Below are 15,179 nucleotides of genomic sequence, written 5' to 3' on the forward strand. Positions count from 1 at the left end.
GAACGGCCACGCTACTTGAGGTGCCCGAGCCAGGAATTCATAGTCTTTGGCTTTGAGTCCGTTGAGATCGTCAGCCGAATAGCTTGTTTTAAGCTGACGGCTGACGACTGATAGCTGAATGCTTACCATAACATAAATTGATGGTTAAAAATTATCAATTGGAAATAATCAATGATTGAAGTCAACAACATTCCTAATAAAGGAAGGGGCATTATTGCGACACAGGATATTCCCCAAGGAACATTAATTGAAGTTGCTCCTGTTGGTATTTTTTCTATAGAAAAAATACCAAACATAAATGAAACGGAAATATTCAAGTATTACTTCGTCAAGCCGTTAGAATATGGCAAAAGTAAAAATTTGAATGGATATATTGTTTTTGGTTTAGCTTCTCTTTGTAATCACGCAGAAAACCCGAATGCTCGTGTGGACTGGATCGAAGATGAAATTGGTTTATGGTCACATTTAATCGCAGATAAAACTATTAATAAAAGTCAAGAAGTTACATTATTATACACCAACATTGATGAGTATGCTGATGCCAAAAAATTTGTTTAATAATTGTTAGCAATTCCTGGGATATAATTCATGAATCCTGATCTAATTTTCTGAGTCACATATATTTAGTGTATTCTAAATTTAAAAAACACTTTACCAGCTCGCCTTACCCTGAAGTTATACATTTTGGTTAATTTTGGGAAAACGCGATCGCATACAGCCGCTGTGGATAGTAGTAAATAGCTTACGCAATTCAGCCATGGACACCCCTTAGTTGGTCGAGCTGTGAGATCACAGCAACAGACTCAGGGGTTATTTTTTTTTCAACAGCTGATTTGCTGATGGCGGAAGAGCCAACACCACTTGGGAATTAGCCCTTTAGTTTAGCCATCATTTCTGCTTCATTCCAGTAGGACAAAACCTGTTGAATCTTACCGTCATCATTGATTTCAAAAACACTGATGCCTTCAGCAGTAGCCTCACGACCATTCTTAGCAGACACCTGCATCTTCCACTTTACCGCTGCCCCATTGCCAGCAATAAAAATTTGCTCTTGTGAGATTTCAAAGTTGTTAAAGAAGCTAGACAGTAGTGCAAAGAACTTCTCAGAGTCCTCAGAGACGTTGATTGGTGGCTTTCCCACTGGGTCATAAATCACTGCATCTTCAGCAAAAATCTCTACCCAGCCTCCTGGATTCATGGCGGCCATGTTAGTAAAATAGACATTGATGACTGATGCGATCGCTTCTGTTGACATAGTTTCCATCTAACTTAACCTTTCTATTATCTGTTAAATTCTGCCCTTAACGAATAATCCCAGCCAAAAGGCAAAAGGCAGATCACAGACTGATCACTAATCACGGCAATAACCATGCCAGAATACGTTTAGCAATTTTCTTAGGACCAGGCTTGGCCGAGAGCAAACCTGACAATAGCTGACGCAACATCCAAGGCGCAATCCTGATTAAACATGAACGTAGCAGCCATTGTAGTATTACTAGAAGTAGACCACAGCTGACTATGCCCACTATAATAATCAACCATCTCCAGGGTTGAGCAAGTATTAGCTGTAATACGCCAGGAATTACCAGCACTGCCAGAATCACCAGGATTATCATCAGCGCTGATAGTCCCCAAGCCAGCTTAGGGAAGTTGGGTGATGGTTTCAGGCGTAGCTGAGCCAAGATTTGAGTGATCAGCCAGTAATGAGCGTCAGCAATTTGACAACAAAAGTCGGGATTCTCCAGACAGTCTCTCTTGATCTGGTGAACGATTTCTCCATCAAGGGCAATCACACTCCGCATCAGTGCCTGTGCCCGATCAACTGGTAGATAGTACGTAGAAAACGTCAATCCAGACTGGAGGCGGTTTTCCCAATCCAGCAGAGCTAAATGGCGTAAATCACTAAGCAACTCTCCGGAAATATCAAGGCCGTGACCAGTCTGTTGTGCTTGTTTAATTTTTGTAAGAATGTCTTGATTTAAATCAAAGCGAATGCTATGAAATAGCACGCGGGAGCGTGTAATTTGTTCTTGCTCAATGTTGATGTATGAGTCTATATTCATACCTTGCCCCTGGTCAAGGGTTTGAGAGTGCTGTTGGGAATGACGCGGCACAGGAGTAACCATATTACACAACCAAAGCACAATAAAGGTTTAGAGGCTCCCAAATCAAGCCTTCTTCAGCAGCAATTTCTTCCTAGCTTAGTTTTATTAATAGCTGAATGCGTCAGGGAGTCAGTGCTTAGTCTACTTTATGGTCAACATTCAACTTTCAACATTCAACATTCAACTTTCAACTTTCAACTTTCAACATTCAACATTCAACTTTCAAAATTCAACATTCAACATTCAACTTTCAACTTTCAACATTCAACATTCAACATTCAACTTTTAACTTTCAACTTTTAACTTTCAACTTTCAACTTTCAACTTTCAACTTTCAACTTTCAACTTTCAACCAAGCTGATAGCTGACTAAGCCACGATAAACTGAAAGAATATTAAGAAATGTTAAGAGCTGGAGTGTTGAGAATGCAGACAATCAGGTTAGGTCAGGATGGTCCGATGGTCACAGCCTTGGGAATTGGGACGTGGTCATGGGGAGACAAGCTGTTTTGGAACTATGGCAGTGACTACGGCACTACTCAGGTAAAAGAAGCCTTCGAGGCAACCTTGGATGCTGGGATTAACTTTTTTGACACCGCTGAGGTATATGGACTCGGAGAATCCGAATCCCTGATCGGACGGTTTATGAAGCAGCTGGGACGGAAAGCCCAGATTGCCACTAAGTATTTTCCCTTACCCTGGCGATTTACCGCTCAGTCAGTTTCTGATGCCTTGAGCGACAGTTTGAAACGTTTGCAAGTCGAGCAAGTGGAACTGTACCAAGTACATATGCCTTTTAGTTTCTTGATCAGCCAACAGACGTTGATGAATGCTCTAGCTGATGAAGTGAAGCGTGGTCGGATTGGAGCAGTTGGTGTGAGTAACTATTCCGCTAAGCAAATGGCAGAAGCTCACAGTTACTTAGCAGCCCGTGGCATACCCCTAGCGGTGAATCAGGTGCAATATTCTCTGTTGCATCGGAAAATTGAGACCAACGGTATTTTTGATAAAGCGCGTGAGTTAGGTGTGACTATTCTGGCTTACAGTCCCTTAGCTCAAGGGTTACTCACTGGCAAGTATACGGTAGAGAGCTATATCAAACCCACTGGAGCTAGGGCAATTGACCCCCGCTTTAGCAAAAGTCGTTTAGAAAAAATTGCCCCTGTGCTAAAGCTACTGAGTCAGTTAGGGGAAAAGTATGAGCGAAAACCAGCTCAAGTTGCCCTTAACTGGCTGATTGCTCAAGATGGAGTAATCCCGATTCCCGGTGCTAAGACCGCACAACAGGTGCAAGACAATGCAGGGGCTTTGGGTTGGGCTTTGAGTCAGGAGGATGTCACTCAGTTGGAACAAGTGACTCGTCTTTGGTTAAAATAAATGCCCTAGGGAAGCGCCCCTACCATTACGATTGAGCAATAGATTTTAGAAACGATAGCCTGCACCAAATTGCAATTTAACTGGGGAAGTATCGTTGTTTTCATCACTAAGGCTTAATCTGCCGCTGCCGTAGATTATGGTGTAGTCATTGACTGCTGCTTCTACACCAGCAGTCAATACGGCTGAATTTTGATTACCTAAAGGAGTGGTGATCTCCTCGTTGTTCACAAAGGTATAGCCTCCACCAACATAAATGTTAGTATTGCTGGCAACCGGTACATCGTAGGTAATTGTTGGCTCGAGAGCACGACCTTTGTCCGAGAGAAACGCTGCACCACGCACTGAAATTGGTAAATTGGGCAGATCAATACGACCTTGATACATGCTACCAATCCTTTCATCGCTTGAGTTTGATCCAATTCCCAGCAAATTCTCAAAGGGATTGAGGATATCATTACTGATTGTGCTGCCATCGTTACTAATTCCCACGTAGCTACCCTTTAATCCATCAGGTTGAGCAGAGCCAGGGCTAGCAGATAGAACCATAGCAATCATTAAGATTAGAGAAGTTGCGGCAGATTTGAGTATGGCTTTCATCGGTTTCATGGTTATAATTAAAAAACCCCCCGCTTTGATTGCAGGGGGATGGCTATCAAGGTGCATCTACTATTTTTCTATTTCTCAGCCGAGTTGAGTTATCCGGATAAGTTACAGAAAAATATCCGATTGACTCCAGTGATGGCGTTGCTGAATGATAGGATGATTTTGTCGCCACCCCATTGAGAACTGGTATAGCGCTACTCGCAAGGCAAGAGGCTTGCATACAAAAGGCAACAGTTTAGTACAAAAGCTTTTGAGCTTGTATCAATGTCAAACACCTTAATAGGTAGTGCTATATATGTAAACAAAAAGCGATCGCTTGTTGAGATAGCGATCGCTTTTTGAAGTAACGATTTAGTCTAAACTCCGTAAGCATTCAGCCGTCAGCCGTCAGCCGTCAGCCATTCGCGCGAGCCTTTGACAAGCCTTTGGCTGATAGCACCTCAAGTAGTCTATTAGCTGATACGCGACACGCTGATAGGCGACACGCTGAATGCTTACTAAACTCAAGTAGCTAACTAATTGTCCCAAGTCTAGTTAGCCTGCCACTGAGCTAACCAGCTACTGAGCTAACCAGGGAGTTAGTTCAAGTTAACCTTGACAACTTTGTTTTTTTCCTCTTCAGCTTTGGGCAAGGTCAGATTCAAGATACCGTCTTTGTACTCAGCCTCAACTTTGGTATTTTGAACCCGAACCGGTAAAGGAATTATCCGCTGGAATTTACCATAACGGAATTCAGACCGCTTGACGCCTTTTTCGTCAGTATTGGTTTCCTCTTTCCGTTCTCCACTGATAGCAACAACAGTATCTGTGACTTCTACATTCAAGTCTTTGGCTTCCATTCCTGGAACTTCCAATTTCAGAGTGATAGCATCTTCAGTTTGGGTTAGTTCAGCAGCAGGAACATTTTTTAAATGACCAAACTCTCGCAAAGTAGTGGGCACAAAACTATGGTCAAATAGCTGGTCAATTTCCCGTTGTAGGGTGTTGATGTCTTTCCAGGGGTTCCAACGAACTAGAGTCATAGCTCTTCCTCCAAGTTGTAATTGTTTAATCGATTCAGCCTGGTTTTCTGGCCTTTGATTATTATGGTATGACTTCACAATAGCAGTGACAATTCGGTTTTTATCACTAACTTTATAGGGATTGCCGTTATGAATAAATGTTCAATAGGGAACAGGGTTTCTGGGAATCGGGAATCGGGAATCGGGAATCGGGAATCGGGAATCGGGAATAGTAAGAAACTGCTATAGTTAACGTTGATATAAATTACGGTAAACTGAATACAATTGGGTTCGGTAAACTCGAATTCAGTGGTCAGCTAATGCGCTACGCGCACGCTACGCGAACAGGTATCAGGTAAAGCAATTCAGTTAAGTCCGATGATGGAATCCACAGATTTTACCCATTCAGTCAGCTACCAAAAAGAATTGATTCTGAAATTACAAGCACTGCTGAAAAAAGAAATTGAAGGTAAAGCTCACTCTGAGCGCATTGAAGAATTATCTTCTGCAATTGAAAGTGCTACAGAGGCCCTCAACAACCTAACCCAGTATTTTAGAGAAACTTAACCTATACTTTTCTCGAGTAGACTCTAATAACTAGGTATTAATAACTGGGTATTAGGCGTTAACTACTAACTAACACCATTAACCTAACACTTAACTCCCAACACCTAACACCTAAGCCTCAACACTAAATAGACTGATTACTAGGGCAAAGGTCGAAGCGATGCAGCGCGGTCTTGGGGGTTACCCCCATGAGCGACTGCATCAAGACAATGATTTTTAGTCCTTGAACAGGTCAAGTCCTATTTCGGGTTGAGCTGCAAAGGCACCAATATTAGGAGTGATGCCCACAAATTGCTCAAATAAGCGAACGACTCTGGTCAAGATCAATCCCAGAACTAGGAAAACCTAGAGATGAAGTGAACAGAGATGGAGTGAACAGAGATGGAGTCTGGAAGGAACCAAGTAGGGAATCAATGGGATTGGTAATAGTACCAACGATGCCCTCAAGGAGATTGTCAGGTCCATCGGTAACATCATCCGGATTACTAATCGGGTTGTTGTTACCAGTGGTGACACCGGCGGCACCACTAACGTGATAATTATTGGTGTTAGGGTTACTTATGGTGCTGGAAACCATGGCTGTGCCATGGATACTGGAAATGCGATTCCTTAAATCCCCTGAGGTATTGTCACTAATGGTACTGGTAGCCGTGCTGCTACTGCTGACCATTACCACACCGCCACCAGAGTTGCCTGTTCCCGTAGCGTGGCCTTTGGCCAAGGGATTGGGACTAATCCTATTAATAGCCGTCGCCCTGCTACTGACCTTGACGAGAGGGTCATCTGGGTCTACTGTTCGATGACTACTAATTTCAATCTTGGTGATATTCGCGGTTGTTCCATCTTGAGGCTGAATTTCGAGATCAAACACTTGGTCAATGTCATCAAAATCTATAATTCTTTGACTCTCTATAGGGGGCTTGACGTTAATCGGGCCATTGGTGATATCCAAATCACCAGTAGTAGCCAAATCTTCACCAGTTTCAAGGTCATCTAGGGGAGAAATCACTACAATCCCTTGACTAGTAGCACCAGTGTGGTCTTCTTGGTTTGGATTTGGTTGTAGATTGCAAAGGGAATCAAGCACAGAACAGCTATTGTTTATCATCGAGGTTTCTACTCGAACGTCAACAAAGAAATGAGATGGAGATTCCCTGATTGACTTTTTCCGGCTACCCAGGTCGAGTAGCCAGCACATTTTTCACTTTGTCAGTCTAAATTCTATCTAGGTGATCAAATTATTGCTCTCGAATGCAAGAAAAATTCACCTTTTCTGTTCGCGTAGCGGCTCGTACCGAGCATCGCGTAGCGTGGCCCAAAGGCCAATCACGACAGGGGGATGGTGCCCTTTATCCATCAATTTTCTGTTTACACTCCCAAACCGCTAGAGGTTTAATTCCCGGAGCGTCCATTACCGCTTTGATTTAATAAATATTCCCAAATCCGTCGTATTTCCTCTTGATTTTGGCGAATCTCTGCTTGACTTTGACGAATTTCCTCTTGACTTTGACGTTGATAGGTTGCCAAATCCGAAAACAATTTTAAGGTCTCATTCAGAGAAACTCGTAATTGAGTAATTTCTGCTTGATTTTGCTCGATGGTTTGAGAGTGACGATTAATGTATCGTGCTGCTGTCTCTAACAAGTTCTCTACTTGAGTTAATCTTTCTTCTGGTGTCATGTCTGATCACTTTTAATTTGAGAGATTTATCTATTATATTCTTTTTTTTATCCTTATTTATGATATTAAACATTACTAAAAAATTAGGTAAGCATATGCGCTACAGATGGTGATAGCCGTAGGCTGAATGCTTACAAAATTAGTGCGTTCGCGTAGGGGCTCCATTCGCGTAGCGTGGCCCATTCGCGTAGCGTGGCCAATAGGCCAAGGCCAAGGAGCATCGGAAAGCGGTTCCTTACTGGCAGTGCCAGACGCTGCACGAACGAAACATCGCGTTATAGTTTGGTGGGTTAATAACGCACCAAACTAGTCGGAAACTGCTAGAGGTTTAATTCCCGGAGCGTCCATTATTGCTTTGATTTAATAAATATTCCCAAATCCGTCGTATTTCCTCTTGATTTTGACGTTGATAGGTTGCTAACTCGGAAAACAATTTTAAGGTCTCATTGAGGGAAACTCGTAATTGAGTAATTTCTGCTTGATTTTCCTCGATGGTCTGAGAGTGACGATTAATGTATCGTGCTGCTGTCTCTAACAAGTTCTCTACTTGAGTTAATCTTTCTTCTGGTGTCATGTCTGATCACTTTTAATTTGAGAGATTTATCTATTATATTCTTTTTTTATCCTTATTACGGAAATCAAGTCTTAGTAAAAAAATAGTGCGTTCGCGAACATAACATAGCGTTTAATTTTGGTCCGTTATTAACCCACCCTATCAACTACTTATTCTCTCTCCCCTCTCCCCCTTCTCCCCACACTACCCCCTCTTACCAAACTATTATCGCTACTCGCTACTCCTGATAACGAAATTAACTAACCCAAGTCAAAACTGCTATAGTAATCATAGTATTGCTAACTTTAAGGTAGGAGAATGACAGACAAAAATTTTGTAGCTGATAATGCTACTACCACAGAAATACTCGAACAAGTTATTGAGGAAATACAGCAAACTCCCCAAGAATACTTACCCAATTTGTTGCAGATAGTTCGTTTGTTTGGTGAGAGTGTTACACAGGATACGGCAGAAGAAAGCTTTCGTCAGGGATGGCAAGAAGCCATGACAGGGAATACACTTCCTGTTTCACAGCTGTGGGATGGGATTGATCCAGAATGAACCAGCCAAAATCCAAATCAAGGTTACACCTGAATTCAAGAGAAGCCTACGCAATCTAGCCAAGCGGTATCGTAATATCCGCTCTGATGTCCAGCCGATTATTGATCAGTTACAGTCAGGTGAAATTATTGGGGATCAGATCCCAAGCATTCCCTACACGGTATTCAAGGTCAGGGTTAGGAATAGTAATATTCAAAAGGGTAAAAGTGGCGGTTACCGCTTTATTTACTACCTAAAAACTTCAAATAACATTATTTTGGTTACTATTTAATCAAAGTCATATCAAGGAGATATTACATCCGACAAAATCCCGAAAATTGTGGCTAATTTTAAATCCCAGTAATTCCCTTGTTTTAGTGCGTTCGCGTAGCGGCTCCATTCGCGTAGCGTGGCCCAAAGGCCAAGGAGCATCGCGTTCTAGTTTGGTCGGTTAATAACGCACCAAACCAGTGGTACAATGCTAGAAGTTTAATTCCCGGAGCGTCCATTACCGCTTTGATTTAATAAATATTCCCAAATCCGTCGTATTTCTTTTTGATTTTGACGAATCTCCTCTTGACTTTGACGTTGATAGGTGGCTAACTCAGAAAACAATCTTAAGGTCTCATTCAGAGAAACTCGTAATTGAGTGATGTCTGCTTGATTTTGCTCAATGGTCTGACTATGGCGATTAATGTATCGTGCTGCTGTCTCTAACAAGTTCTCTACTTGAGTTAATCTTTCTTCTGGTGTCATGTCTGATCACTTTTAATCTGATCTATTTATCTATTGTATTTTAGTTTTACTCCTTATTACCGATGTTAAACATTACTAAAAAAATAGTGCGTTCGCGAAGCGGTTCGTTACTGGCAGTGCCAGACGCTGCGCGAACGGAACATCGCCATCTAGTTTGGTACTTTATTAACCAACCAAAGCAATTACTTCTACCCTCTCCCTGGGCGTGTTAACCACACTTACCATATTTATTTTTATCATATTTACCACGCTTACCACGCTTACCACGCTGCACGCAAAGCTAAAATGTGGTAAACTAGGGGAATACGTATAAGCAGGTGGAGAAAAATCAACTACCATCAAAGAAGCTATTATCCACACCATTCAGGCAATTTAGCCCACCAGGCAGCAGGTGTTATCGTTAATTCCACCTACCAAATTATTTAGTAATCCAAAATTCCTCAGAATTTTGCCCTTGGCTGTGTTCGAACGTCTGGATCAGCGATTAGACGAGATGAAGTCAACCTTGGCCGAAGAGGCAATACTCCTAAAGTCTGATATTTTGGTAAATCAGAGGGTGAGTACTGAGGCTCAGAGCCAGAGGTTTACCCTGATCGGATCAGAACAGTTCAGTTGTCTACTGTGGGGGGAAGCCCAACCGGAGACCTTAACTGGGTATGACTCTCTGATGAGACTGTACCAAGTGGGATTGACCTTCGCTCCGGATGCGATCGCAAACTTTCTTACCCATCTCAAGGACTCCTACCTAACCTCACCATTAGAAGTTGACACCTCTGAGGATATTCTCAACCTAATCAAGAGGGCTCAAGCTTCCCTCAAACCCAATAATCCAGATATCCAGAGCGAATTTACCCTATCATTAATCGATATTCTGTGTGACTACAGCACCGATGTTCCACCATTAGCAGAGCCAGATTATCCCTATGCGTCCATTTGTCAACCCGTAGCAGAAGCACTGCACCAGCAGGTTGAGCAAGAGCGATTGCTCAATCAGGTGACCAGTCAAATCCGTCAAAGCCAAGAGTTACCGCTGATCCTGACCACAGCAGTTGAACGGGTACGACACTTTTTAGAAGTAGACCGATTAGTAATCTATCAATTTGACTTTCCTTACAGCTCTAGTCCCACAGCACTAGAGCCAGCACCTGCTGCTGCCACTGAATTAGGCTGGGGTTGTATTACCTACGAAGCTAAAGCCTCCGATGGTATCCCATCAGTGCTGAATGTGATTGAGCAGGAGGAATGTTTAACCCATGTACCGAACTCTACACATAAATATCAGCGAGGGTCAACGGTTGCTGTTGATGATGTTGATAAGAGCTATAATACCCATAATTGCTTACTTAAACTGTTGCATCGACATCAAGTACGAGCCAAGTTAGTCGCACCAATTATTGTCGAAAACAACCTGTGGGGACTACTAATTGCCCATCAGTGTTTCGAGCCAAGGCGATGGCAGGACAGTGAAAAAAACTTTCTCCAGGCAATTGCTGAACACCTAGCCGTTGCCATCTATCAAGCGAAGTTATACTCCCAAGTGCAGCAGCAAAACAACACCCTTGAACAACGGGTAATTGAGCGCACCCAAGCACTCCGGGATGCTTTGCAAGCTGCTCAAGCAGCCAATCTTGCTAAGAGTGAGTTTCTAGCTACCATGAGTCATGAATTGCGCACCCCTCTAACCTGCGTAATTGGGATGGCAGCTACACTCTTGCGCTGGTGTTTTGGTCAGGACAGTTCCCACAGATTACCTGTCGAAAAGCAACAGCGCTATTTAAAAACTATCCAGGACAATGGGCAACACCTGCTAGAACTGATCAACGATATTCTGGATTTGTCTCAGGTTGAAGCAGGAAAGTTAGTCCTGACTATCAGCAAATTTTCCTTAAGTAAGCTAGCCAATCAGGTATTGAGTAGCCTAAACGAACAAGCCTACCAACAGCAGGTGACTCTACAGCTAGATTGGCGAGTGCCACCAGAAAGGGACTGTTTTTCTGCAGACCAACGGCGGGTTACACAGATTTTGTTTAACCTTTTAAGTAATGGGATTAAATTTACCCCAGAGGGGGGTAAAGTAATCCTACGGGTCTGGCCAGAAAATCAGTTAGTAGTGTTTCAAGTGGAAGATACAGGCATTGGTATTGCCCAAGACCAGTTACCATTACTGTTTCAAAAGTTTCAGCAGCTAGAAACGCCCTACCGTCGCAAGTATGAAGGAACTGGCTTGGGGTTAGCCTTAACCAAACAGCTAATCGAACTCCATAGGGGCAAAATTGAGGTGGAATCGGTAGTGGGAGAGGGGTCTTGTTTTACAGTTTGGTTACCCACTCAACCCATGGCACCAGTTATTTCAGAAAAAGCCCTGCCAAAGTCCAACCTAACTCTCAAAGCTCAAGGCACTGTGGCCTTAGTGGAAAACCAAGAAGAGATTGCTACCCTAATTTGCGAAATTTTGACCGCAGCAGGCTATAAAGTAATTTGGTTGATTGATGCTTCCACTGCCATCAAACAAATTGCATTGCTTAAGCCCCAGACGATCATTATTGATTGGCAGTTACCGACCAGGGAGGGTTACGAAATGACTCAATGGCTGCGTCAATCCTCCACAACCGGTGGGGTAAAAATTCTGGCTTTAACAATTCCGACTGTGCCAAAGGTAGAGCAACAAGAGATGATGGAGGTAGTGGATGATTACTTATATAAACCGATAGAACCGATGGGATTATTGTACAGGGTTATGGCTTTGGTGGAAAGTTATAGCGCTGCGCTATAGCTGCTAAACCTAGGAGTGTAACTAAACCAAAAATGCTGCTAGGTTCCGGCACATCTTCTGGGACAACAAAAGCATTATCCTGGATTTTAGTAATCGTTGAGTTCCGGCGAATAATGTCCGAGAGGCGAGTGCTTTCTAGATCTGGAGCCAAGGCGAGCAGATGATCGAGATCGTTGAGGAAAAAGAATCGGTCACCATCTCGTGTCCGCGTGAACTGGTCTGAGATGACCGTATTGAATAGTTCACCGACCAAACCACCGTTGAAGGAGTCTTCAGATATTCCTCCAATCCAGAAATCCACATCCTCTACAGACTTGTAGATTTTTTCAAATAGAGCTGCTACTTCTGGGTTAGAAGTAATCCCAAGTTCGGTATCGGTGGTCAAGAAGGCAGTGACCGGATCCAGACCGAGTTCCACACGAGCCTGATTGTAGCCGGGAAGGCCAACTTCCCTTGCCCGGGCAATATTGATTGAAGCAAGGTCAAAGCCACCGGTGGCAATCGGGGCAAGGAAGTTCCGCACCTCGTCCACTATCTGATTGTCAACCTCTTGAGCCACCTGGGAAGCTAAACCCAAAAACAGTGCATCGACGCCATTATCAATCACTTCTTGGGGATTGAAGAAGGCATCGGCAAGGGAGATACTTCCGAGGGAAGTGCCGTTATTGTTAATGCGCTGAAGCTCTGGGGAGAGAAGAGTGTGGCCAACGCGAAAGTTAGCATTGGCAAATTCCACACTGATACGTGGGTCAACTGTGGGATCGTAGCCAGAGTAATCCTCCAAAAGGTTATCCCCCATGAGCAGCGGTAGGAATTCATTGTATGTGATTACCTGAATCTGAGCACCGACGACCTTACGGACTGATTCGTAGATAAAGTCGCCTTGATCAAGTCCTGACTGATGTAACTTCTCCAAAATGACCGGGTCGCCAGCGTCAATTTTTTCAGCAAGTTCTTCAGCCAGACGATTGTGCTCCCGTACGAACAAAGTGTGAACTGCGGTTAAGCCAATTTGTTCGTTGGCACGAACATCGCCAGCGATGAACAACTCTTCTCCTGATATAGGAGGGGTAGTGTTGGCATTAGGAAATCCGCCAGTGTTGAAAGGCAGTAGCTCTTGGCCATTGATACTCTGGCTCTTGAGCTTTCCACTACCGTCATTAGTACGCAAAAATTCCGCCCGCACTGAATCAGATCCGTAGACCTGTGAACCATCAATAAAAGAAGTTAGCTGGTTGATCTGCTGGCGCGGATTGCCAGGTCCAGTGCCAGTGCCTGGAGCTGCAGGAACCCTGATCAAGGGTATCAATGGCGCGAGTGGATCCGGAAGACCAGTAGCAATGTCAATAGGGTTAATTGGGATGGGGGTGAAATCTTCTGGTGAGCGATCTAAGCCTCCCTCATTCAAATCCAAGTCGTGATCTATGAACTGCCCCCACTGCCAGATCCAGTCACTGGCGTTCAGGAAATTAGGTACTAATTCCTTCTGGGGCACAATCGTATTACTAATGTCACGGGGGTTAGGCAGAAGATTGCCGGTGCTACCGGTTATTCTTGGTGCATTGAAGCCATCCTCGTAAGCAGGAGTTAGAAGGCGAAGTAGTGGTGTTTCGGCTTCACCCAATGTGGGATCATTTAGGTTGTTACCAAATCCGTTAATAGTACGAAATTCTCCTGCAGCAGCAGGCACAGACATGGAAAATCCTAGGGCAGCGAAAGTGGTTATTGCTAAACCAAGCTTACGAGGCTTGAAGTTTCTAACCACTTCCAAGTTAGATAAATGATTTTTCATAAGGTTAGTACTTAGGTTAAGATTGCATCCCAACCGCTAATGTGGTAGATGCAGTAAAATACTTTATCTGTTCTAAGAAGGTGTTTGGAAAGTAGCTACATGGTTTGGTAAAGGCCGGTAATTTACTTTAGTTATCCCCAAGATTCACAGGTTTTTGTCTAAAGTAAGTCTTGACGTAAGTCCCTCATTTTTCGCCAGTAAATAATTTGTAAAACGGGCTATACGAGTGATTACGTATTTATTTTAGCTACATAATTTATTCCGTATTAACCCCATAGTCAAGATTAAAAATTACTGCTATTTGCTAATTTAAAGATAGCTGGATTTCGGATATCTACAGCCAAAAAAATATAGTTTTACAGAATCTTTAATTCTTTAATTAAAGATTATCTGGATAGAGAAACACAATAAATCAATATCTTGTCAAGCCAATAAATCTTGATTGTAGATAAATATATAGCAAGTCTTATACCCATGAGGTACAAATCTCTGGTTTTTAGGGAGCAGGGAGCAGGGAGCAGGGAGCAGGGAAGAATGAAGAGGGAAGAGGGAAGAGGGAAGAGGGAAGAGGGAAGAGGGAAAAAATAATGTGTACCTCATAGCTATGATAAACGCTATAGTGTAAGGATTTAGGTAGAGGGGTTGACAAAAGCATAAAATTTAAAGTAGCCATTGCTTAGTAAAGCAACTCTACCTCTTTTGGCTGAATAATCTCGTCAGTTTACCAACGAAAAACTGGTAAAGTGCTTGGCAAATCAAGCTTAATTAATTAGCTAACACTGTAAATTTAAATAATAAAAATTATTAGAAAATGATACTCGATGACATGATACTCTACCTGAAAACGACCTGATCAAAAAAAGCGATAAAGTCAAAACACAACACATACAACTACCAAGGCGATCTCCGTAAGAGTCCGTGGCTCTGAGAGATGGAGAGATGGGGAGATAGGGAGATAGGGAGATGGTAAGATTTTTATTAAGGGTAATTATCTGGAGATATTATAATATAATAAACCCAGTGCTTAAACCAATTACTAGATAACGGTTATTAGATTTATGAGCTACACATAATTTTTTCCCTATTCCCTATTCCCTATTCCCTATTCCCTATTCCCTATTCCCTATTCCCTATTCCCTATTCCCTATTCCCTATTCCCTAAAATCAAAAACTTCTGTACCTAACCTATTTTATAAATGCTGTGGAACCGCTATATATCGATAATAAGTTACTGTAACCACCAACAACATGGCAGCTAATTCTCTCAATTCAATTCGTGATAGTCTAATTGTTTCTTGTCAGGCACCCCCTGACTCACCCCTGCACAACCCCCTAGTGATTGCCGCTATGGCACAGGCTTCTATGAATCAGGGGGCATCGGGTGTGCGTATTGATACACCTGACCATGTGGCAGCTGTCAACTCGGAAGAGCG

At 43.0% G+C, this 15,179-nt stretch carries 19 protein-coding genes and 1 pseudogene; 9 read left to right on the forward strand and 11 right to left on the reverse strand.

All coding sequences use genetic code 11. The annotated features are described in order from the left end of the window. Positions 1 to 171: 171 nt before the first annotated feature. A complete protein-coding gene (locus tag F6K46_RS32565; protein ID WP_293054173.1) occupies positions 172 to 558 on the forward strand; it encodes an SET domain-containing protein-lysine N-methyltransferase in 387 nt (128 codons plus the stop codon). 310 nt (positions 559 to 868) lie between these two features. Here the strand turns inward: F6K46_RS32565 and F6K46_RS32570 are convergent, their stop codons facing one another. Both F6K46_RS32570 and F6K46_RS32575 read right to left on the reverse strand, forming a co-directional pair. After that, the gene (locus F6K46_RS32570; RefSeq protein ID WP_081431073.1) at positions 869 to 1,264 is read right to left on the reverse strand and encodes a nuclear transport factor 2 family protein; all 396 of its coding nucleotides are present in this window, start codon (positions 1,262 to 1,264) and stop codon (positions 869 to 871) included. 91 nt (positions 1,265 to 1,355) lie between these two features. After that, on the reverse strand, positions 1,356 to 2,126 hold the full coding sequence (locus F6K46_RS32575) for a hypothetical protein (protein ID WP_293054177.1): 771 nt from the start codon (positions 2,124 to 2,126) through the stop codon (positions 1,356 to 1,358). A 404-nt stretch (positions 2,127 to 2,530) separates the two neighbouring features. Between F6K46_RS32575 and F6K46_RS32580 the strand changes: the two genes are divergently transcribed. Further along, positions 2,531 to 3,481 (forward strand): aldo/keto reductase, encoded by a 951-nt coding sequence (locus tag F6K46_RS32580; protein ID WP_293054179.1) that lies wholly within the window; start codon positions 2,531 to 2,533, stop codon positions 3,479 to 3,481. Between the two features lie 45 nt (positions 3,482 to 3,526). Here the strand turns inward: F6K46_RS32580 and F6K46_RS32585 are convergent, their stop codons facing one another. Together F6K46_RS32585 and F6K46_RS32590 are read right to left on the reverse strand one after the other, a co-directional pair. Next, positions 3,527 to 4,087: an outer membrane beta-barrel protein gene (locus F6K46_RS32585; protein WP_158069428.1), complete on the reverse strand. Its 561-nt coding sequence runs from the start codon at positions 4,085 to 4,087 to the stop codon at positions 3,527 to 3,529. A gap of 575 nt (positions 4,088 to 4,662) precedes the next feature. Further along, positions 4,663 to 5,106 (reverse strand): Hsp20/alpha crystallin family protein, encoded by a 444-nt coding sequence (locus tag F6K46_RS32590; protein ID WP_293054184.1) that lies wholly within the window; start codon positions 5,104 to 5,106, stop codon positions 4,663 to 4,665. A gap of 357 nt (positions 5,107 to 5,463) precedes the next feature. On the opposite strand from F6K46_RS32590, the gene F6K46_RS32595 reads away from it, so the two are divergent. Next, the gene (locus F6K46_RS32595) at positions 5,464 to 5,652 is read left to right on the forward strand and encodes a hypothetical protein (RefSeq protein WP_075896917.1); all 189 of its coding nucleotides are present in this window, start codon (positions 5,464 to 5,466) and stop codon (positions 5,650 to 5,652) included. 295 nt (positions 5,653 to 5,947) lie between these two features. Here the strand turns inward: F6K46_RS32595 and F6K46_RS32600 are convergent, their stop codons facing one another. Then, positions 5,948 to 6,760, reverse strand: a complete 813-nt coding sequence (locus F6K46_RS32600) for a hypothetical protein (RefSeq protein ID WP_293117752.1) — start codon at positions 6,758 to 6,760, stop codon at positions 5,948 to 5,950. A 284-nt stretch (positions 6,761 to 7,044) separates the two neighbouring features. Beyond that, entirely contained in the window at positions 7,045 to 7,332 is a 288-nt protein-coding gene (locus F6K46_RS32605) for a hypothetical protein (RefSeq protein WP_075896913.1), read from the reverse strand. Positions 7,333 to 7,459: 127 nt separating this feature from the next. Between F6K46_RS32605 and F6K46_RS32610 the strand changes: the two genes are divergently transcribed. Next, the gene (locus tag F6K46_RS32610) at positions 7,460 to 7,642 is read left to right on the forward strand and encodes a hypothetical protein (protein ID WP_293054190.1); all 183 of its coding nucleotides are present in this window, start codon (positions 7,460 to 7,462) and stop codon (positions 7,640 to 7,642) included. Positions 7,643 to 7,660: 18 nt separating this feature from the next. On the opposite strand, the gene F6K46_RS32615 is transcribed toward F6K46_RS32610, so the two are convergent. Then, positions 7,661 to 7,906 (reverse strand): hypothetical protein, encoded by a 246-nt coding sequence (locus F6K46_RS32615; RefSeq protein ID WP_293054193.1) that lies wholly within the window; start codon positions 7,904 to 7,906, stop codon positions 7,661 to 7,663. Positions 7,907 to 8,203: 297 nt separating this feature from the next. On the opposite strand from F6K46_RS32615, the gene F6K46_RS32620 reads away from it, so the two are divergent. Further along, entirely contained in the window at positions 8,204 to 8,446 is a 243-nt protein-coding gene (locus F6K46_RS32620; protein WP_293054196.1) for a hypothetical protein, read from the forward strand. Further along, complete coding sequence (locus F6K46_RS32625; RefSeq protein ID WP_366510676.1) at positions 8,427 to 8,717, forward strand: type II toxin-antitoxin system RelE/ParE family toxin; 291 nt, start codon at positions 8,427 to 8,429, stop codon at positions 8,715 to 8,717. The genes F6K46_RS32620 and F6K46_RS32625 overlap by 20 nt, the downstream gene beginning before the upstream one ends. A gap of 82 nt (positions 8,718 to 8,799) precedes the next feature. On the opposite strand, the gene F6K46_RS32630 is transcribed toward F6K46_RS32625, so the two are convergent. Beyond that, the gene (locus F6K46_RS32630; protein WP_293054199.1) at positions 8,800 to 8,934 is read right to left on the reverse strand and encodes a hypothetical protein; all 135 of its coding nucleotides are present in this window, start codon (positions 8,932 to 8,934) and stop codon (positions 8,800 to 8,802) included. Beyond that, positions 8,915 to 9,181 carry a hypothetical protein gene (locus F6K46_RS32635; RefSeq protein ID WP_293054202.1) on the reverse strand — a complete coding sequence of 89 codons (267 nt, stop codon included), beginning with the start codon at positions 9,179 to 9,181 and terminating at the stop codon, positions 8,915 to 8,917. The genes F6K46_RS32630 and F6K46_RS32635 overlap by 20 nt, the downstream gene beginning before the upstream one ends. 62 nt (positions 9,182 to 9,243) lie before the next feature. On the opposite strand from F6K46_RS32635, the gene F6K46_RS32640 reads away from it, so the two are divergent. Both F6K46_RS32640 and F6K46_RS32645 read left to right on the forward strand, forming a co-directional pair. After that, complete coding sequence (locus F6K46_RS32640) at positions 9,244 to 9,393, forward strand: hypothetical protein (protein WP_293054205.1); 150 nt, start codon at positions 9,244 to 9,246, stop codon at positions 9,391 to 9,393. Between the two features lie 248 nt (positions 9,394 to 9,641). Next, a complete protein-coding gene (locus F6K46_RS32645; RefSeq protein WP_366510678.1) occupies positions 9,642 to 11,954 on the forward strand; it encodes an ATP-binding protein in 2,313 nt (770 codons plus the stop codon). Here the strand turns inward: F6K46_RS32645 and F6K46_RS32650 are convergent. Then, a complete protein-coding gene (locus tag F6K46_RS32650) occupies positions 11,917 to 13,746 on the reverse strand; it encodes a peroxidase family protein (protein WP_293054208.1) in 1,830 nt (609 codons plus the stop codon). The two genes, F6K46_RS32645 and F6K46_RS32650, sit on opposite strands and share 38 nt — an antisense overlap. A gap of 423 nt (positions 13,747 to 14,169) precedes the next feature. Beyond that, positions 14,170 to 14,346 carry a hypothetical protein gene (locus tag F6K46_RS32655; RefSeq protein ID WP_293054212.1) on the reverse strand — a complete coding sequence of 59 codons (177 nt, stop codon included), beginning with the start codon at positions 14,344 to 14,346 and terminating at the stop codon, positions 14,170 to 14,172. Between the two features lie 648 nt (positions 14,347 to 14,994). Here F6K46_RS32655 and F6K46_RS32660 point away from each other — a divergent pair. Further along, positions 14,995 to 15,179, forward strand: a pseudogene (locus F6K46_RS32660) (acetylmannosamine-6-phosphate 2-epimerase); the annotation flags it as partial.

Source organism: Moorena sp. SIO3E8 (assembly GCF_010692445.1).
GTDB lineage: Bacteria > Cyanobacteriota > Cyanobacteriia > Cyanobacteriales > Coleofasciculaceae > Moorena > Moorena bouillonii.